Source organism: Polaromonas sp. JS666 (assembly GCF_000013865.1).
Lineage (GTDB): Bacteria > Pseudomonadota > Gammaproteobacteria > Burkholderiales > Burkholderiaceae_C > Polaromonas.
In genome coordinates, this window is record NC_007948.1 from 4,669,436 (window position 1) to 4,687,436 (window position 18,001).

Consider the following 18,001-nt stretch of genomic DNA (forward strand, 5'->3'; position numbering starts at 1 on the left):
AGGCCGTTTTTTCTAAGAGCGCCTAAACGTTCTAGAGCGCCTTCCTATGCCGGACGAAGTCGAGCCGATCTCGTCAGCGGCAACTGCGGCTGACTTGTCGCCGTTAGACCTTTCGAAGTTGTTCAGAAGAATCCAATCATGTCTACTTTCACTGTCTTGCCTTGGGCGTACGCGCTTGCAGTCCTCACGCAAGCCCACCTGCTGGCTGCCGTGACCCCGCTGCTACCGCGCCTTCCTCATGGCGACTCTTTTTTATCTCACGCGGGGGAAGACCGATGACTGGCCATCGTCACATCGACACCCTCGTGGTGGGCGGCGGCGTGGTGGGCATGTCCATCGCTTATGGATTCGCCCGCGCCGGTGAGGCCGTGTGCGTGCTCGATGGCAGCGACGACGCCTTTCGCGCATCACGCGGCAATTTCGGCCTGATCTGGGTGCAGAACAAGGGTCTTGGCCGTCCTGCTTATGCGCGCTGGACGATGCAAGCGGCACGCACATGGCAGTCCTTGGCCACCGAGCTGCAAGAGCTGACCGGGGTCGACGTTGAGCTGCGCCAGCCCGGAGGGCTGAGCATGAGTTTCGATGAGAAGGTGCTGGCTGCGTCCAGCGAAAAGCTGAACGCACTCGGCAAGGAGCTCGGCATCGTCTACCCGTATGAGCGACTGGATGCTGACGGTCTGCGCAAGCTGACGCCGGAAATAGGCCCAGACGTGGTTGGCGCGATCTATTGCCCGTTGGACGGGCATGTCAGCCCATTGCGGACACTTCGCGCTTTGGTTCAAGGCTTCGGGGTCCGCGGAGGCCAGTTGGTCTCCGGCGTGAATGTCGATCGTGTCGAACGTCGTGGTGGCGAGTTCCGTGTGCACGCTGGCAACAAGGTCTACACAGCGGGCCGTGTGGTGCTGGCTGCGGGCTTGGCTAACCGCGAGCTCGCGCCGCAAGTTGGCCTGAAGGCGCCGATACGGCCGGTGCGCGGCCAACTCCTTGTGAGCGAGCGCGTCCAACCCTTTCTTCACTACCCCTGCCACTACGTCCGGCAAACGGGCGAGGGTGTGGTGCAGATTGGCGACTCCAAGGAAGAGGTCGGCCTGGACGACAGCACCACGCTGGGCGAGTTGGCGCGCATCGCCGCGCGCGCGACGCGCACCTTTCCGATGCTGGCCAACGTCAACATCGTGCGTACCTGGGGGGCGCTACGGGTGATGAGTCCCGACGGCTATCCCATCTACCAGGCCTCCACCGAATGCCCCGGCGCCTTCGTTGTGACCTGCCACAGCGGGATCACGCTCGCGCCCGCCCATGCCGGCCCTTTGGTGGATTGGATGCGAACCGGCACCGAACCGGCGGAAATCCGGGGTTTCAAAGCGGAGCGTTTCGATGTTCAAACCAATTGATCTTCCCGCTGCAGAGCAGCAAAAAGCCGTGCTCATCCGCGTGGAGGGCCGCGAGGTCCATGCCCGCGAAGGCCAGACCCTGGCCATGGCCCTGCTGGGCGCAGGGGTCGTCCCATTTCGCCGCACGGCCGTGTCCGGTGCGCCGCGCGCGCCGCTGTGCCTGATGGGTGTGTGTTTCGATTGCCTGGTCGAAGTGGATGGCTCGCAGAATGTGCAGTCTTGCCTCGTCGAGGTGCGCGAAGGCATGCAGGTGCGGCTTCCCTCCGGCGCGCGGCGCGCAGGGGGTGCAGCATGAATGGCCCCCACGAGCTGAGCGAGGTGGACGACGCCAACGCGGGAGCAGATTTCACCCATGACCTCGTCATCATCGGCTCCGGCCCGGCCGGCATGTCCGCGGCGGTGATGGCATCCGCCTGCGGCCTTCGGAGCGTGGTGCTCGACGAGCAGCCACGCGCCGGCGGCCAGATCTACCGGAACGTGACGGTGGCACCGCCCACTGTGGCCAGTCTGCTGGGCCCGGACTACCGCCACGGCGCCACCCTGGCCCAGCGCTTCGCTGCCTCTGGCGCCGAGGTACACCACGACACGCTGGTGTGGGACGTGGCACGCGATCTGACGGTGACGGCCCAGCAGTCAGGCCGGTCCTTCCATGTGCGGGCGCCTCAGCTGTTGGTGGCCAGCGGCGCCATGGAGCGCCCTTCTCCGTTGCCAGGGTGGACCCTGCCAGGTGTGCTCAATGCCGGAGCGGCGCAGATCGCCCTCAAGACGGCCGCGCAGGTACCCGACGGGCGCGTGATTCTGATCGGAGGTGGTCCGCTGCTGTTGCTGGTGGCTTGCCAACTGCTGCAGGCCGGTGCGCGGATCGCTGGCATCGTTGAAACATCACCGGCTTCCAACCGTGCACGGGCGATGCGCCATGTGCTGGGCGCGCTGGCTGCGCCGGCATTGCTGGCAAAGGGCTTGCGCATGCTGTGGCGGCTGCGGCGCGCGGGCGTGCCCATGTTCAAACAGGCTACAGACGTGCGCATCGAAGGCGTGGAAGGGGCCGAGGACACGGACGTCAACCAGCGCGTGCAGGCCGTGTCCTTCACCGCCGGTGGCACGGCCCACCGGCTGGAGGCCGACGTGGCGCTCCTTCACCACGGTGTAGTTCCCAACACCCAGATCAGCCGGCTTTTGCGCGTGGACCATGCCTGGAGCGACGCGCAATTGGCGTGGCAACCGCAGGTAGATGCGTGGGGCCAGACCTCGTTGACGGGGTTTCGCATGGCCGGCGACGGTGCGGCCATTGCCGGTGCGCTGGCCGCCGAAGCCAGCGGCGCCATCGCCACCATCGGGGCGGCCGTGGCGCTGGGCAAGCTGGACACTGCACGGGCGCAGCAGCTGGCCCAATCCTGGCGTGCCCGGCTCGCGCGGCAAACGGGCATTCGCCCTTTCCTCGATGCGCTCTACCGGCCGCCCGAATGGCTCACCGACTGTGCCGACGAGACAGTGGTATGCCGCTGCGAAGAAGTGACCGCCGGCCGCGTGCGGGAGATGGCGCGCCTGGGCTGTGAAGGCCCTAACCAGACCAAGTTCTTCAGCCGCTGCGGCATGGGCCCTTGCCAGGGCCGCATGTGCGGCATCACCGTCACCCAGGTACTGGTCAAGGCGCTGAACCGCACGCCCGCACAAGTGGGCGCCTACCGCATTCGTGCGCCGCTCAAGCCCGTCAGCCTGGGCTCGCTCGCCGCATTGGCCCAGCCGGCTGCACCCGCCAAACCATCATCGCATTAAGAACAACACCATGACAGACATCCAGCGCCACCACACGAACGCCCGCATCAGCAAGATTGTGCGGCACGGCGGCCTCCTATACCTTTGTGGCCAGACCGCTAAGGGCAGCCCGAGCGCGGCCGGCGACATTTCCGCGCAGACGACGGAGGTGCTTTCCCGCGTCGATGCCTTGCTGGCAGAAGGAGGTAGCGACCGCACCCGGCTGCTGACGGTCACGATTTACCTGCGCGATATCGCCGATTTCGCAGCGATGAACGTCGTGTGGGAAGCATGGCTCGCAGGAATGCAGGCGGGCGCACCAGCCCGGACCACAGTCGAAGCCGCGCTGGCAACGGAAAGCCTGCGTGTGGAAATGACCGTGGTCGCCGCAGCAGGCTGACCATTGATCGATACGCACGTCAGTCAGCATCCGCAGCACAAAAGGAAGCGCTCACCATGCGCAACCGTTGCTTGTCGTCGGATGTTGCCAAAATCCTGATGGCCCTGGCGGTGGGTGGCTTTGTGGTGGGAGCCAGTCCGATACTCGCCGCAGAGATCGTAGTGGGCCAGGTCGGCCCCATGACCCGATTCCCATCACCAAAAATCGAGTTATAGCCCGCGTCGAAGCCGATGGACGTCATTTGTTCGAAACCGAGCTCGCTACGCTGGACTTCTTTGCCACATCGATCGCACCGGATCTGATGGACTACGCTCACTGCTTCAATACCGTTGAGTTGCATCGAATACTCCTGGTGAAATAACAAACGACTGCGTGCACGCCCGTTTAATGCCTGCTTAGCCACCACTGGACGAAATCCGATAGATCGGCATGCATGGAGTCGACAGCACTTAAGTGCTGTCCGATGTTCGGACTACCCTTGGGCCCCGGAGAACCAGCGCCTTGTGAATGCCTCCATCCACACCCACCAGGTAGGGGAGATAGTCATCTACAAAGGCTACCGGCTTCAGCCGATCCAGCACGTCGGCTTTCGGACTGCGCCCTCCCAGGGAATGCGCGGTAGCAAACACCCTCTCAATAGGGAAGTCGTGCTGGCGCAAATTCCGGAGCCGAGCATCCGCAAGATCTTCTGCTAACGCCGTCACGCAGACCAGGTCGTAACCCTGATTGCGTAAGCGATGGCAGGCTTCGACAGCAGAGGCCAGTGGCGGAATCGTGCTCCAGAAATCGACATCGAAGCAAGCCCGGAACTGCTCCAGCTTTTCTCCGCTAAGCTTTTCGACATCCCATCGATCCATTGCCCAGTAAGCCTGGATGTCTCGTTCCGCGGGATACCTGCCAGTCGCTCTCTCCCAGGCCTTGGCGTAGGCCAGGTTGTAGTCCAGCAGGACTCCGTCACCGTCAAGGGCAATAAGAGGTCGTGGATCCACAGCTAAAACCCCTTAGACCGAAAACTTCGCGGGCACTTCAATGCCAGGAAAGAGCCCATCTTTGACGTCGTGCCTTTCGATCACCATCTGGAGGTTGAGGTTGGTTTCCCTTGCGCAGGGGAAGCGAAGCGGGAGCGTGCATTTCTCCGAAAAATCACCAGCGACAACGGGCGTCTGGATGAACTCGCCCGCCCATCGCAAAGTACGGGCTCGCTCTGTCGGTGTGGTCATCACCGCTCTCCTTTTTGCGCATCCCGGTCTAATTTCAATGAGTAAGGCCAGATCGAGTAACGTTTTCAGATTCGCCGGTACGCCACCTTAAAACCCTCGCGATCAGAGTGGTGTATGAGATATCTAATAGACCACTAAAAAGTATTCAATTTCGTGAAATATCGACCTATTGCACCATTTTAATGAAGTAATGTATTATTTCAAGTGATGACTGCGCAACTAAACGCCGCGGCGCGGCGACCACTACCTTCCCCATTCGACCTTCCGGCCCGGAGGTTTGGTGAGCTCTTGTTTAGTTTCAGAGAAGACGTCGCAGTCAGCCAGGCAGAGCTGTCTCGAGTTGCACGGCTGTCAAAGTCATACGTCTCCTCCATCGAAAATTCCCGCTTACGGCCGCCACCTATCGATACAGTCCGACGCATAGCGGCGGCTATCGGCTTGGGTGCGGAAAAAACCATTGCGTTGGAACGGGCCGCAACGCAAGAGCGCGCATGCGAGGTACGTATATCGGAGTTCTTGCCCGCGCACGTACGCGTAGTGGCTATGCGTCTTGTTGCGCAAGCTGACACGCTCACTCAAGACACAACCCAAAGACTGCTTGAACTATTGGAGGAATCTGAAATGTAAACCGACCAATCAACCCCTCGCGAGGTCAATTGGCCGAGTACAAGGACAAACAATTCAGCACTAGTAATCTGAATACTAAGTTTCTCCGAAGCCTCAGTCAAGGCTTCGTTCACCTCAAAAGCTGAACACAACGCGCGCTGCGCGTTGAAGGAGAAGCTCGTGCTAAAAAAATCCATCCTCATCTCGGTGAGAGGCGACAGCGTGCATCCGAAGATTAACGGGGCCAGATCATGCGTCATGGTCGAGCACAGGCACCAATCAATACGTCCCCGCCATGTTCAATGATCAAGCCCTGCGGCAGTATTTTGAGGCGAGGGCTCTTGGAACAACTGCACGCAATGTCATTCTCAAGATTAGAGAGAGCGATCCCGTTCGGAATGTGAGTAACCGGGCGGGGAACATGGCCGGCACTCATGCTAGTTCCAAAATGCAGCGCACGATCCAATGGGAATCATGGTCGGGCGAGCGAGCGTTGGCGGTACTCTGGGAATTTGATCCCGATGCCTTAGAGTTTTGGGATCAAACGTACGATCTCAAAATTACTTATACGCTCCCTACAGGGCGAAGGACAGGCCTTCGAACGGTGCCGGATTACCTGCTTCTAGCAAAAAATTTCTGCGGGTTCGTTGACTTCAAAACCTCAGCAGAGTTGCGAGAACTGGCAGTCGATCAGCCAACGCGCTACGTGCAGATTGCCGATGGCAAGTGGGATCAACCGCCGGCACGAGAGGCAAGTCAAAGCTTAGGCCTTGACTACCAACTTCTCTCCGATCTGGACATACCGCACGTGTTGGTGCGAAACCTTGAATTCTTGCGTCCTCGCATGCTGCATGGACTAAGCACGCCGGAGACATCAATCGATGCATTGAAACAGTCACTTATCGAGCAAAAGAAGATCGTTCTTTCCGAGGCCATCAACATGGTCGGTGACCCCAATATCATTTACTGGGGGCATTTCTGGAGTCATTGGTTTCTTAGCCTCAATACCGAGCCTCTTGCACATCCAGATTCATCCTGCGTCTATCTCGATAAGTTGGCGAGAGATACGTTCGGTGCAGTCGAACGCTGCTATCAACCGCTGCTATCCACCACACTAGATGCCGACTCGATTCCTGATCGAGCTTTTATCCGCTGGGACAACAGCCTCTTTCAACTGCTGAATCGCAGCACGACCCATGTCTATCTGCAACCCGGAAATGGTCCACTGGTAACTATTCTCAGGCGTGACTTTGCCGGATTGGTTTCCTCTAACGCAATTACCGCGAATGTTCCTGCGCGCCTACTAATCGCCTCCGGACTGGACATTCTGAAGTCCTCGACGTCGAGTTCTCAAATGCGCGCTTTGGAAAAGTTAAAAATTCTTGAGCGCCATTGGAGTGGTGAACAGGTCATTGGAGATGTTGTCGCAGAGCGAACACTGCGAGACTGGGTCGCGTGCTTTCGAGGGGCAGAAGAAGAATACGGCAACGGGTTTCTTGGCCTCATCAACAAGAACCACCTGAAAGGCAACCGCACCGCACGCACTAGCAAAGAGGAGCTTGCGCTTGTTGAGGAGGCATTCGAATGGCTCAAAGTGGAAGTAGCGCGCCCACCTGCGGCCGGATATGCAGTCTATGTCGCATCTTGCCATGAGGCAGCAATTATTCCTCGATCAGAGAATTCTTTCATGAAGCTGTGGGGGAAAAATGATAAGTATGAGGAAACCCTGACCCGGGAAGGCAAGCGAGCCGCTTACCCACATAAGGCACCTCACCACAAAAATCCACAGTCGATATTACAAGGCCCCCCCGAAGGCGACAGTCCATTCAATCAAGTGCACGTCGACCATACCCAGTTAGATTTTTTTTGCCGACGGGAAAATTCTTCTGCGCTGCTGGGAAAACCCTGGTTGAGTCTTGCCATCGATGCGTGCACCCGGTTAGTGCTTGGGTGGTGGCTGTCCATGTTGGCCCCCAGCACAGCATCCGTTCTGATGGTGCTTCGAGACATGGTGAGGCGTCATGGAAAGCTTCCGCTTTACACCATCACCGACAGCGGCAAAGATTTCTCCGCCACTCGCGTGAAGCAGTTTCTCGCCAGCCACCGCTGCGGACATGGCTTCCGACCAGCTGGGGAACCACGCTTTGGCAATCCGGTGGAACGGCTGAATCTCGACATCTCTATGCATTTTTCTCAAGTCGTGTATGGGAGCAACAAAATATTTAAAACGCCCCGGATGAGCTCGGCAACGCACGACCCCAGAAATCTTGCCTACCTTACGATGGGTTCGAGCGCGAGCAAGCTTGAGGAGCTCTTCTTCGACCTGTATCCACAGCGGCCGCACTCCGGTTTGGGCGAGTCTCCGGATAGCAAACTGCGATCCGCAGCCATCATGCAAGGAACTTCATGGGGAGTACCAACCCGTTTTGACGACCGTCTTCTTTTTCAAACGCTTGCAACACCGCACAAGCATGGCGGTTTGGTAAGGCAGCGCGACGGCATTCGCTTAAACGGGCACAACTATTTCTCGCCATTGCTGGTTGGCGGCGGCAATGGGAGGCATATGCGAGAGCTACCTCTCTACGATCCTGAAGATCCTACCTACATCCAGGCGCGTGTAGATTCGCAATGGACAAGATGCGATTTGCTTGACTCACAGAGAAAGCGCTTGCCCTCGTCCGACCTTAAATACTATTTGTCGGAAAAGATTTTCCTCAATCGACACAGCACAAATAAGGACGACATCAGAGCGTACCAGGCAAGCCTGGGGAGTTTTTATAAACGCACTGACGAAGACCGAGATCGAGACGCCATTGACAGTCTCGACGCGAGTCCTGCGGATCCTCCTGTGCAGCCTGATACTCCAGCACTCCCTTTTCCGCCCATTCAGGCAGCCCCCGTTTCCAAGAGGCCGCGTCATGAATAGTTCCACGATTGCACGCTTGGTCAAGCATGGGGAAAATTCTGATCCTCGAGTCGTCCAGTTTCGGGAGTATTTCATACTACATGAGCGCTTCCAGAACATCCTCGATGAGGTCGCTGAGCGCCTCCAATTTGGAGGCCGGCAATCGATGACACCCATTATCGGCCCGACTGGCAGTGGCAAAACCGCCGTCGCACAAAAGTTTAAATATCAATTCGACAACTACGCATCGGATATTCCTCATGAATAGTTCCGCGATTGCACGCTTGGTCAAGCATGGGAAAAATTCTGATCCTCGAGTCGTCCAGTTTCGGGAGGATCTCGTACTACATGAGCGCTTCCAGGACGTCCTCGATGAGGCCGCTGAGCGCATCCAATTTGGAGGCCGGCAATCGATGACAGCCATTATCGGCCCGACTGGCAGTGGCAAAACCGCCGTCGCACAAGAGTTTAAATATCAATTCGACAACTACGCATCGGCTATTCCAACGGACAGACGTCCATCGTTGCTATATATGGAGCTGGCCTCGTCAGAGGTAGGCGCCTTTAACTGGAAAGGAGATTTCTATCAACCGGCACTGGAGATACTCCAAGAGCCCTGCGCGAGAAGCAAGATCGACATCGAAAAAATTCGAGCTCAGACCCTTGCAGGAAACACTCGGCAAATTTTCTCAAAAGCCCCTGCGACAAATCGCGACTACCGAAATCTCTTATATGACGCGTTAGATCGCGCACGCACATTGGCTTTTCTTATTGATGAGGCTGACCACTTTCGCAGACCCATGTCCAAAGATGGGGTATTTCGCCAGTACAACAACATCAAGAGCCGCAGCAATTCCTGCGACACGCACTTCGTGCTGCTGGGCACGACCGATATTCGCGATATCTTCAGGCAAAGCGGCCAGATCAGTCGCCGGGTCTATCCCGTGTGGTTATCGCCATATAGCCGGGCAGAAATTTCGGCCTTCACCGCGGCGGCGGCAGCGCTTGTTGAAAAATTGCCTATCCCCGTCAATTTTAGTGTGGCGTCCAAAATTGAGGACCTTTTGGACGGTACTTTTGGCCTCTTCGGGATTCTCTACGAGTGGTTCGAACGTGCCCTTATCAAGTGTCTCGCTCAGAATAAGGGAAGGTTGACATGGGCAATCATGTGCGAGGAAAGACTGCATGAAATGCAACTAGATGGCATTTTGACGGAGCTTATAAATTTTCAAATTTTCGAACGGGAGATCAAAGCATTCATTCAGCAAAAAAAGACGTTTCTCTTCCCGGTTAACTCGTCAGCGGATGCTTCAGCATCTTCAACGGCAAAACGCGGAACCAACCCTGGTGCACGCAACCCGATACGCGACGCAGTGCCCCTATGACGCGGGTCAGCATCATCCCGGCCTCCTCAAGTATCCCGGCGCTTAGCTCGCTCAAGCCTCGGCAGCGGGGCCCGGGATCAATTGAGGCACTTTCAAGTCATCTGATAGCGCTTGCCGAACATCACAGTTGCTCACCATATACGCTCATTCACCAGGTTCTTATTCCTCCTTCAGAACAGTTGAGTTTGCGCTGGAGAAGAGTTCGATTCAACGAGTCCCAACTTGTCAATGGCTATCTTGATGTTGCTCAATACTTGTCAGAAGCGGTAATGAAGTGCAGCCACCGGACAGACATCACGAACTTGACTCTTATTGGGATGCAGTCATTCTGTGATCCAGTTGGAAAACATGTTTTACGACGCGTGAGGCCTTGGTGCCCTGAGTGCTACCGAGAGGCGCGAGCCCACGACATACAGCCCTGGGATCCTCTTTACACCTATGTCACTACAACCGCGGTTTGTGTTTGGCATCAGGTGGCGCTTCGCACAGAGTGTGAAAGGTGCGGGCGTCCCCAGAGATTTGTCCCGAAGCTTCCCTTTCTCGATTTATGCGAGAGATGCGGGGCCGATCTGGCCATGCAGGGCAGCCCACCACTGAGGACTGGCCGTACACCTAATGACGAATTATGGTTTTCGAGGGCGGCAATGCACTTGATCGAAACGCTTCAGAGCGGCGTGCAACTTTCGGCACATAACTTTGCCAAAAATATCCAACTACTCATAGACGAACATTTCGGTGGCAATCGACAACAGTTTGCCAAGAAACTTGGAGTCGCGGGATCAGGTCCGAAGAACTGGATCGACCGGGGTTCACACCCCAGTTGGGCGTCGGTTGCTGATCTGGGCTTTCGGATGGAGATCCCTCCCGCTCAACTCGCAACCGCTGATCTGCCGATGACGGACCCAACTTATTGGCGCTATGCAAACCGATTGCTCCTCGACGCGCCTCACATCCGTCCGGCCGCCGAAACGCTTGATGCAGCTCGGGAGGCCTTGAACTCTGCGATCAAAATGGCCCGTGCCAACCCCACCTTACTGCCTGAAAGTATTGAGGCGGTCACCAAGAAAGCTGGCGTGCGTCGGGATCTTCTCAAGCGCCATTTTCCAGACGAATTTGCAACGCTGGCAGGGCTAAGATCCAGCGCCGCAAAATCTCTAGCGCTAAGAAATGCTGCTGAACGTAGCGAAAGATTGGCGTCCGCAATGCAGGACATAGCCACCAGCGGGAAAATGCCCACCTCGCATCGCCTGAAGCTCCAATCAGGGATAAAGATATCGGATTTAATCCCAAGGCGTAATTAAGGGCTCCGGCTTACCGAGATGCCTGAACACTCATATGGGACCGCCGCTTGAATACACCCCCTGAACACCCTCAGTGGGATCGTCTGGCGTGCTTTGGCGGCTTCAGCGGCCGCCGTGGGACCGCTCATTCAGGCATTAGCTCCGCTCGAGCCGGCCAGTAAAACTGGCCCTGCAAACCTCAGCACGGTGTATTGACCAAGCATAAGTTTGCACAATCTCTCCCCAAAGCATAAAGCCGCACAAGTGGCGGCTTTATGGGTTCCCTGACACCATCGCGTGGATGGGTTTTCAAATTTGGTGGCCTGGGGCGGAATCGAACCACCGACACAAGGATTTTCAATCCTCTGCTCTACCGACTGAGCTACCGGGCCTGAGCCTAAGATTATATATCAGCCGCGGGCACCCCTAAAAAGCCGCTGGCCTGCTACTCAACCGGCGCGCTTGCCGCGTGTGAGATCGACGCCCAATTGCTTCAGCTTGCGGTAGAGATGGGTGCGTTCCAGACCTGTTTTCTCGGCCACGCGGGTCATGGAGCCGCCCTCTTTGGCGAGATGAAATTCAAAGTAGGCTTTTTCAAACTCGTCACGCGCATCGCGCAGCGGTTTTTCAAGCAGGAAGCTTTGTGTGGCCTGCGGCCCCAGGTCAATCGGTACGGGCAAGATGCCGCCCGTCATGACGGTTTCTACCGTGAGGTCCACCGAATGCACGGTCGCGTGGTTCAGCACGGTGGGCTTGCGGGCCGCAGTTTTGGTGAGGCCCTGCTCCACGGCCTTGAGCAGTTTTTGCAGGGTGATGGGTTTTTCAAGAAACGCCATGGCACCGATCTTGGTGGCCTCTACCGCAGTGTCTATGGTGGCGTGGCCGCTCATCATGATGACGGGCATGCTGAGCAGGCCGCTGGACGACCACTCCTTGAGCAGCGTCACGCCATCGGTGTCGGGCATCCAGATGTCGAGCAACACCAGGTCGGGCCGGGTGCGCGAACGGGCGGCGCGAGCCTGTGCTGCGTTTTCAGCCAGTTCGACTTGATGCCCTTCGTCATTGAGAATTTCCGAGAGAAGGTCGCGTATGCCCAGCTCGTCGTCGACCACCAGAATATTTGCCATGATTGAATTGCTGCCCTGCCAGTTGTTGCCGATGCGGAGTGTCGTTGAATGTGTTACTGAATGTGTTGTTAAACCACAACTGCAAATGATAACGACACTTGTGCCCCTTGCACCACACCGTCCACCACACGGTTGGAAATATCGATGCGCGCGCCGTGTTCATCTGCAATCTTTTTGACAACAGCAAGACCCAGGCCAGTGCCTTTGACCTTGGTGGTCACGTAGGGCTCAAACGCCCGCTCGAGGATGTACTCGGGAAAGCCGGTGCCGTTGTCGCGCACGCTCAGGCGCACACGCTTCGAGGTGTCGGAGTATTCGGTTTTCAGGGTGACACGGCCATCCGGCCTGCCTTCCTGTGCGTCCTGCGCGTTTTGCAGCAGGTTGTGAATGACCTGGCGCAGCTGCTGGCCGTCACCCTGAATCAGCGGGGCCTTGGGATCCAGCTCGGCATAAACGGGCACCACCGCGTTCTCGCCGACGTACAGCTGGATCACATCGTTGACCAGCGCATTGAGGTCTATGGGCTTGAGTTCAGCGGCGGGCAGGCGGGCGTAGTCGCGAAACTCGTTGACGAGGCGCTTCATGGCGTCCACCTGGTCCACGATGGTCTTGACGGATTTGGTCAGCAGCGCCTGCTCCGTCTCACCGACCTTGCCCGTGAGCTTCATTTCAAGGCGCTCGGCCGACAGCTGGATGGGCGTGAGGGGGTTCTTGATTTCATGCGCCAGCCGGCGTGCGACTTCGCCCCAGGCTTGCGCGCGCTGGGCCGACACCATTTCGGAGATGTCGTCGAACACCAGCAAAAACTCTTCGGTGCCGGGCATCTTGGCGCCGCGTGCAATCAGGGTGATGGCGTTGTCGGGCGCACCGGGCACGGCGGCCTTGAGTTCAAACGATTGCTGCCAATGCTCCAGCCCATGCGGTGCGTTGTTGTTGAGGTAGTCGGCAAACTGGGCCAGCACGTCCTTGGCGAACACCTCCAGGCCCGGCACTTCGCCGAGGGACTTGCCGTGGTAGACGGCCAGCGGCGCGCGCAGGATGCGGGTCACGCCCGGGTTGCTGGACTGGATGCGGCCGCGCACGTCGAGCACGATCACGCCCGCGGTGAGGTTGTCCAGGATGGTTTGCAGGTTGGCGCGCGCGGCGTCGACCTGGTTCATGCTTTGCTGCACCGCAGAGCGGGCATCGGCCAGCTGCTGCGTCATGTCGGCAAATGAACGGGTCAGGCCGCCGAGTTCGTCCTTGCCCTGCAGCGCGGCCTTGGGTGTCAGGTCGCCCTGGGCGACCTGCCTCACGCCTTCGGCCAGCACCAGCAGCGGCTTGGCCAGCTGGTTGCCCAGCAAGACCGCCAGCAGTACGGCACCAAACACCGCCAGAAAGAGGCTGAGCGTGAGGGTGCCGATATACATCTTGCGCAGCCCGCTGCGCGCCAGTGCGCGCTCCTGGTATTCGCGGTTGGCCTCCTGCACGGCAATGGCGTTGGCCACCAGGCTCGCGGGCAATACCTCGGTCACCTGCAAAAAGCGCGACTCTCCCAGTACGTTGACATTCGGGTTGTTGACCACGGCGATGGCCTTGACGCGCGGCGGCGTATTGGCCGCCGCTGCCGCCGCGCCGGCACTGGCCGCCCCGCTGCCGGCCAGCTCACCGGTGCCGCCGGGGGACACCTCGTCCAGGCCTTCGATCTGGGTGATGACGCGCAGGGTGCGCGCGCTGCGCAGTTGCTGCGCCGAGGGGCGTTCCGGCTTGAGCAAAAAACGCGATTCGCCGGCACTCGCAATCACCTGGCCTGACGCGCTCCAGAGCACCACATCGCTGGCCGTGAGCTGGTCACGCAGGCGCTCCAGCGCCAGGCCGGCCATGGCATCGGGGGTTTCTGACAGTTGCGTGGCGGCCTGCTTCGTCTTGTTGGCCAGGTCGGCCGCCAGGGTGTCCAGCGTGACACGGCCCAGGTTCAGGCCGGCCGCCAGCGCCCCTTCGACCTCCACGTCAAACCAGCTCTCGATGGAACGGGACACGAACTGGTAGGACACAACATAAATCATCAGGCCAGGCAGCAGGCCCACCAGCGCGAAGATGGCCGCCAGCTTGACGAGCAGGCGGCTGCCGAAACGGCCACGGTGCAGCCGCAGCGCCAGGCGCAGCACGATCCAGCCGATCACCAGCAGCAGCAGCACGGCCACGGCCACGTTCAGGACAAAAAGCAGCGCGTAATTGCGTTCGTAGAGCTCGCGATTGCCGGTGGCCTGGGTCAGCAGGAACATCAACACCAAACCGAGGGCGGCCATGGTTCCCACACCCACGCCCACGGTCCAGCGGAAGGCCTTGCTGCTTTTGATCGAATCCACGTTGCGCGGACCGCTCACTTGGCGACCTCGGTGCTGCCGGCTGCGGGTGCCGCCGGCTCCAGCCTCAGCCTTTCCTTGAGTTGCGCGGAAACAGCCCACTCGCGTTGGCCGGCCACGCCGATCTGGAAGGGGCGTGGCAGCTGCGACAGGTCGAGCCGGAAGCTGAATTCGAGCTTGTGCGTGGCATCGAGATCGACATCGGAGGTCTCGGCGATTTTCCAGCGGGCCACGCGCTGGATGGCCGACAGGGCTTCGGGCAGGGTGTCGTAGTTCTGGTTCAGCGTAGCGCGCAGGCCGGCCGAGTTGCTGATCAGGCCCGAAGCCATGTTGACGCGCCAGCGCCGGGTCAGGGGCTGGTAGGCCAGGCGTATGGTGCGGGCAGCGCTGGCCACCCGCGGATCCGTCCAGTACCAGCGATCACGGTAGATGTCGGCCTCGAGCACAAAAAACATCGGGATACCCTTGAGCAGGGCGTCTTCCACCACCGGTGGTATGTCAAACCGGACCAGCGCCGACAGGTGGATGCCGTTATCGGCGCGTTCGACGCGCAGTTGGGATATCTCGGTGGCCGACGCCGCCCCTGCCCCGCAGGCCAGCAGCGCGCACAGGCAAAAACCCAGCAGGAAGCGCGCAACGGTGCTAAGGGTTGCGTTTTTCAAGAATGGCGTAATAAAAACCGTCGTGCTCACGCATCAAATTGTCCGGGAAGACTGTCGCTTCGGCCCCACTTTGGGGCAGCAAATGCCCTGGCGATGGCATTAATAAAGCATCTGTGTGGTGTGCAACAAACGTTTGTATCTGGTTGTCGCCTTCCGCCCGGAAAACCGAGCAGGTGCAATACAACAGCCGGCCACCCGGCTTGAGCAGCGGCCACAGCGCCTGGAGCAAATGCGCCTGGATGCCGGCCAGCTGGGCAATGTCGGTCGGCCGGCGCAGCCAGCGCACGTCGGGATGGCGCCGCACAATGCCCGAGGCAGTACAAGGCGCGTCGAGCAGGATGCCGTCGTAAGGCTGGCCGTCCCACCAGTCCTGCGGGCGGCCTGCATCGGCCACCTCGATGTGCGCCTGCAGGCCCAGGCGCCCCAGGTTTTGTGCGATGCGCGTGCAACGGCGGGCGTCGATGTCGAGCGCGGTGACCTCGCAGTCGGCCAGCTCCAGCAGGTGGGCGGTTTTACCGCCGGGCGCGGCGCAGGCGTCCAGGATCCTCGGGCGCGCCCCCTGCCCGTCGCCGGTGTTCAGCCCCTCGAGCAACAGCGGCGCGGCGAGCTGCGCAGCGGCATCCTGTACCGAAAAATGCCCCTCGGCAAAACCCGGCAGCGACGGCACAGGCTGGGCGCTGGCCAGGATCACACCCTGTTTTCCCACCGGGGTCGCTGCAATATTCACAGCAGACAGTGCCAGCAAATACTGGGCTTGCGTCGTCTTTCGTTCGTTGACCCGCAGAATCAGCGGTGCCCGGGAGTTGTTGGCCTGCAGGATGGCCTGCCATTGGCCGGGGTGATCCTTGCGCACCCGGTCTATCCACCACTGCGGGTGGTTCCAGACGGCCTGGGGACTTTTTTCGCTGCGCGCCACCAGGTCGTCCCGCTCGCGCAGGAAGCGCCGCAGGCAGCCATTGATGAAACTGGCCTGGTGCTGCGTGGCGTCGCCGCGCTTGGCCGCTTCCACCGCCTGGTCAACCAGGGTGTGCGCGGTGTAGGGCGCATCGTGCTCCGTCCAGATCAGCGCCAGGGCCACGCACAGCAAGGCATCGGCCTCGGGTGGCGGTGGGCGTTTGGCCAGTTGCTGGCGCAGCGCTTCGGCGCGGCCCAGCCAGCGCAGCGTGTGAAAGCCCAGCGACTGGACGCCGGGCCGCAGTGCGGCATCGACGTCTTCAAGCGCGGCTGTCATGGACTGGCCATCGCGCACGGCCATCAAAAGGGAAGCAGCCCCCTGAAGCTGGCGCCACAGGGGAATTGGGGTCGGGTTGTCTTGCATCGGGGTATTAGACCAGCCCCCACGGTTGCTCACTGCGTGTAGCGCCCTGCCCCCCGAGGGGGCCGCCCGCCTGTGGCCCGGCAAAGCCGGTTCCACGGCTCATGCTGGGTTTAAGAGTTCAGGGGACACTACCAGCGGGGGCCGCGGGACTGGCTCTGCCAGACCGCAGGCGCCGCCCCCTTGAGGGGGGAACAGGCTACACGCAGTGAGCCTGGACGGGGTGCCTTATATACATGCCTGCGGCCCGGCGAAGCCGGTTCCGCGGCCCCTGCTTGCACTTCGGGAGAGCCCCTCGGGAGCCGGTCTCAGGCCAAGGTATCTGCCCAGATATTGCTGGCCCAGCTCAGCGCGTAAACGCCTTCAAGCTCGGTAGGCCCGGCGCTGACACCGCCGGAGCCGGCCACGATTTTGAAGGTTTTTTCAGCGGCCACATACTCGTGCACGCTGGCCACGTGGATCACATTCTTGTTGTCGACGAAGCTGTAGCAGGTGTTGGTGAGCATGGGCGCGGGGTTCACGTCCCAGCCGGAGAGCTGCGCCACAATCGCGGCGGCAGCCACCTTGCCATGGTTGTTGGCCATGTGGCCGCTCTTGGGCATGGCAGGCGCCACCTGGATGGCGTCACCCAGCACGTGCACGTCTTTCGCAGCGGTCGACTCAAAGCTCAGGTAATTGACGCCGCACCAGCGGTTGTTGGCCTGGTTGTTGAGCCCCGCCAGCACGGCAATCGCGCCTGCACGCATGGGCGGCAACACGTTCAGCACGTTGGCCTTGACATCGTCCTGCACATCAAACTTGATGAGGCCCGCCTTCGCATCGACCGCAGTGACCTTGTGCTGGCCGCGGTACTCGACCATGCCCTTGTACTGCTCGGCCCAGACCTTCTTGAACAGGGGGCCCTTGGAAGTGACATCGGGGTTGGCGTCCAGGATCAGCACCTTGCTGCGCGGCTTGGCGGCCTTGAAGTAGCCGGCAATGACCGACGCACGCTCATACGGCCCGGGCGGGCAGCGGTAGGGAGCTTCGGGAATCGTGATGGCATACACGCCGCCGTCGGGCATGGCTTCGAGTTGCCGGCGCAGCGCCACGGTTTCGGCGCCGGCCTTCCAGGCCTGAAGAATCTGGCCGGAGGCATTGGCTTCCTTCAGGCCTTGCACGCTGCCCAGCAACAGCTCCACACCGGGCGAGACGACCAGCTTGTCATAGGCGATGGTGGCGCCGCTCCCAAGCGTGACGGTCTTGCGGACGGTATCGATGGCGCTAGCGTAATCCTTGACGACAGTGATGCCGTGGTTTCTGGACAGGCCCGTGTAGGGCGTCGTGAGGTCACCGAGCTGCTTGCCGCCGCTGAGCACCAGGTTGGAGATGGGGCAAGAGATGAAGACGTCCTGCGGCTCGATCAGCACCACATCAATCTTGTTGGCCGACAGCAGGCGCACATACTTGGCGGCCGTGGCCCCGCCGTAGCCGCCGCCAATCACCACCACCCGGGCTTTGGAAGGAGTGCCGGAGGTGCTGGCGCAGCCGGCCAGGCCCAGCAGCCCCACTGCGGCCGTCGATTGCAGGAAGGAACGGCGTTTGAAATGAGAGGTATTCATGGTGTT

The 18,001-nt window shown here is 59.9% G+C and carries 17 protein-coding genes and 1 tRNA gene; 9 read left to right on the top strand and 9 right to left on the bottom strand.

Annotation, left to right across the window (positions count from 1 at the left end):
- Window positions 1–275 precede the first annotated feature (275 nt).
- The 4 genes from BPRO_RS22105 to BPRO_RS22120 are packed head-to-tail and all read left to right on the top strand — an operon-like array spanning window position 276 to window position 3,549.
- Complete coding sequence (locus tag BPRO_RS22105) at window positions 276–1,394, top strand: NAD(P)/FAD-dependent oxidoreductase (protein ID WP_011485299.1); 1,119 nt, start codon at window positions 276–278, stop codon at window positions 1,392–1,394.
- Window positions 1,378–1,689: a (2Fe-2S)-binding protein gene (locus BPRO_RS22110; RefSeq protein ID WP_011485300.1), complete on the top strand. Its 312-nt coding sequence runs from the start codon at window positions 1,378–1,380 to the stop codon at window positions 1,687–1,689. Before BPRO_RS22105 ends, BPRO_RS22110 begins: the two co-directional genes overlap by 17 nt.
- Window positions 1,686–3,170, top strand: a complete 1,485-nt coding sequence (locus tag BPRO_RS22115; RefSeq protein WP_011485301.1) for an FAD-dependent oxidoreductase — start codon at window positions 1,686–1,688, stop codon at window positions 3,168–3,170. Before BPRO_RS22110 ends, BPRO_RS22115 begins: the two co-directional genes overlap by 4 nt.
- Before the next feature lie 10 nt (window positions 3,171–3,180).
- Entirely contained in the window at window positions 3,181–3,549 is a 369-nt protein-coding gene (locus BPRO_RS22120; protein WP_011485302.1) for a RidA family protein, read from the top strand.
- A gap of 19 nt (window positions 3,550–3,568) precedes the next feature.
- Here the strand turns inward: BPRO_RS22120 and BPRO_RS22125 are convergent, their stop codons facing one another.
- The 3 genes from BPRO_RS22125 to BPRO_RS22135 form a co-directional block, all read right to left on the bottom strand.
- Window positions 3,569–3,889, bottom strand: a complete 321-nt coding sequence (locus BPRO_RS22125; RefSeq protein WP_041389015.1) for a hypothetical protein — start codon at window positions 3,887–3,889, stop codon at window positions 3,569–3,571.
- Window positions 3,890–3,998: 109 nt separating this feature from the next.
- Complete coding sequence (locus BPRO_RS22130) at window positions 3,999–4,538, bottom strand: HAD family hydrolase (RefSeq protein WP_011485304.1); 540 nt, start codon at window positions 4,536–4,538, stop codon at window positions 3,999–4,001.
- Between the two features lie 12 nt (window positions 4,539–4,550).
- On the bottom strand, window positions 4,551–4,769 hold the full coding sequence (locus BPRO_RS22135) for a hypothetical protein (RefSeq protein ID WP_041389016.1): 219 nt from the start codon (window positions 4,767–4,769) through the stop codon (window positions 4,551–4,553).
- Window positions 4,770–4,976: 207 nt separating this feature from the next.
- Here BPRO_RS22135 and BPRO_RS30955 point away from each other — a divergent pair, with 207 nt between their 5' ends.
- From BPRO_RS30955 to BPRO_RS30570, 5 genes are all read left to right on the top strand, one after another.
- A complete protein-coding gene (locus BPRO_RS30955; protein ID WP_081430549.1) occupies window positions 4,977–5,396 on the top strand; it encodes a helix-turn-helix domain-containing protein in 420 nt (139 codons plus the stop codon).
- 274 nt (window positions 5,397–5,670) lie between these two features.
- A complete protein-coding gene (locus tag BPRO_RS22140) occupies window positions 5,671–8,301 on the top strand; it encodes a DDE-type integrase/transposase/recombinase (protein WP_011485306.1) in 2,631 nt (876 codons plus the stop codon).
- Window positions 8,294–8,548 carry a hypothetical protein gene (locus BPRO_RS22145; protein WP_157045851.1) on the top strand — a complete coding sequence of 85 codons (255 nt, stop codon included), beginning with the start codon at window positions 8,294–8,296 and terminating at the stop codon, window positions 8,546–8,548. The genes BPRO_RS22140 and BPRO_RS22145 overlap by 8 nt, the downstream gene beginning before the upstream one ends.
- Window positions 8,541–9,665, top strand: a complete 1,125-nt coding sequence (locus BPRO_RS28105) for an ATP-binding protein (protein WP_081430550.1) — start codon at window positions 8,541–8,543, stop codon at window positions 9,663–9,665. Before BPRO_RS22145 ends, BPRO_RS28105 begins: the two co-directional genes overlap by 8 nt.
- A 644-nt stretch (window positions 9,666–10,309) precedes the next feature.
- Window positions 10,310–10,966, top strand: a complete 657-nt coding sequence (locus BPRO_RS30570) for a hypothetical protein (RefSeq protein WP_041389018.1) — start codon at window positions 10,310–10,312, stop codon at window positions 10,964–10,966.
- Between the two features lie 295 nt (window positions 10,967–11,261).
- On the opposite strand, the gene BPRO_RS22160 is transcribed toward BPRO_RS30570, so the two are convergent.
- From BPRO_RS22160 to BPRO_RS22185, 6 genes are all read right to left on the bottom strand, one after another.
- Window positions 11,262–11,337: transfer RNA gene (locus tag BPRO_RS22160), tRNA-Phe, on the bottom strand.
- A 57-nt stretch (window positions 11,338–11,394) separates the two neighbouring features.
- Window positions 11,395–12,072 carry a response regulator gene (locus BPRO_RS22165; protein ID WP_011485309.1) on the bottom strand — a complete coding sequence of 226 codons (678 nt, stop codon included), beginning with the start codon at window positions 12,070–12,072 and terminating at the stop codon, window positions 11,395–11,397.
- A gap of 68 nt (window positions 12,073–12,140) precedes the next feature.
- Window positions 12,141–14,438 (bottom strand): sensor histidine kinase, encoded by a 2,298-nt coding sequence (locus BPRO_RS22170; RefSeq protein WP_011485310.1) that lies wholly within the window; start codon window positions 14,436–14,438, stop codon window positions 12,141–12,143.
- Complete coding sequence (locus BPRO_RS22175) at window positions 14,435–15,079, bottom strand: DUF4390 domain-containing protein (protein WP_011485311.1); 645 nt, start codon at window positions 15,077–15,079, stop codon at window positions 14,435–14,437. The genes BPRO_RS22170 and BPRO_RS22175 overlap by 4 nt, the downstream gene beginning before the upstream one ends.
- Window positions 15,060–16,397 (bottom strand): 16S rRNA (cytosine(967)-C(5))-methyltransferase RsmB, encoded by a 1,338-nt coding sequence (gene rsmB, locus BPRO_RS22180; RefSeq protein WP_011485312.1) that lies wholly within the window; start codon window positions 16,395–16,397, stop codon window positions 15,060–15,062. The genes BPRO_RS22175 and rsmB overlap by 20 nt, the downstream gene beginning before the upstream one ends.
- A 305-nt stretch (window positions 16,398–16,702) precedes the next feature.
- Window positions 16,703–17,995: an NAD(P)/FAD-dependent oxidoreductase gene (locus BPRO_RS22185; protein WP_011485313.1), complete on the bottom strand. Its 1,293-nt coding sequence runs from the start codon at window positions 17,993–17,995 to the stop codon at window positions 16,703–16,705.
- Between the last annotated feature and the right edge of the window lie 6 nt (window positions 17,996–18,001).

What these genes read in the sequence shown, in the direction of transcription:
- BPRO_RS22105 (WP_011485299.1), top strand. Translation starts at nt 276, where the DNA reads ATGACTGGCCATCGTCACATCGACACCCTCGTGGTGGGCGGCGGCGTG.
- BPRO_RS22110 (WP_011485300.1), top strand. Translation starts at nt 1,378, where the DNA reads ATGTTCAAACCAATTGATCTTCCCGCTGCAGAGCAGCAAAAAGCCGTG.
- BPRO_RS22115 (WP_011485301.1), top strand. Translation starts at nt 1,686, where the DNA reads ATGAATGGCCCCCACGAGCTGAGCGAGGTGGACGACGCCAACGCGGGA.
- BPRO_RS22120 (WP_011485302.1), top strand. Translation starts at nt 3,181, where the DNA reads ATGACAGACATCCAGCGCCACCACACGAACGCCCGCATCAGCAAGATT.
- BPRO_RS22125 (WP_041389015.1), bottom strand. Translation starts at nt 3,889, where the DNA reads ATGCAACTCAACGGTATTGAAGCAGTGAGCGTAGTCCATCAGATCCGG.
- BPRO_RS22135 (WP_041389016.1), bottom strand. Translation starts at nt 4,769, where the DNA reads ATGACCACACCGACAGAGCGAGCCCGTACTTTGCGATGGGCGGGCGAG.
- BPRO_RS30955 (WP_081430549.1), top strand. Translation starts at nt 4,977, where the DNA reads ATGACTGCGCAACTAAACGCCGCGGCGCGGCGACCACTACCTTCCCCA.
- BPRO_RS22140 (WP_011485306.1), top strand. Translation starts at nt 5,671, where the DNA reads ATGTTCAATGATCAAGCCCTGCGGCAGTATTTTGAGGCGAGGGCTCTT.
- BPRO_RS22145 (WP_157045851.1), top strand. Translation starts at nt 8,294, where the DNA reads ATGAATAGTTCCACGATTGCACGCTTGGTCAAGCATGGGGAAAATTCT.
- BPRO_RS28105 (WP_081430550.1), top strand. Translation starts at nt 8,541, where the DNA reads ATGAATAGTTCCGCGATTGCACGCTTGGTCAAGCATGGGAAAAATTCT.
- BPRO_RS30570 (WP_041389018.1), top strand. Translation starts at nt 10,310, where the DNA reads ATGCACTTGATCGAAACGCTTCAGAGCGGCGTGCAACTTTCGGCACAT.
- BPRO_RS22165 (WP_011485309.1), bottom strand. Translation starts at nt 12,072, where the DNA reads ATGGCAAATATTCTGGTGGTCGACGACGAGCTGGGCATACGCGACCTT.
- rsmB (WP_011485312.1), bottom strand. Translation starts at nt 16,397, where the DNA reads ATGCAAGACAACCCGACCCCAATTCCCCTGTGGCGCCAGCTTCAGGGG.
- BPRO_RS22185 (WP_011485313.1), bottom strand. Translation starts at nt 17,995, where the DNA reads ATGAATACCTCTCATTTCAAACGCCGTTCCTTCCTGCAATCGACGGCC.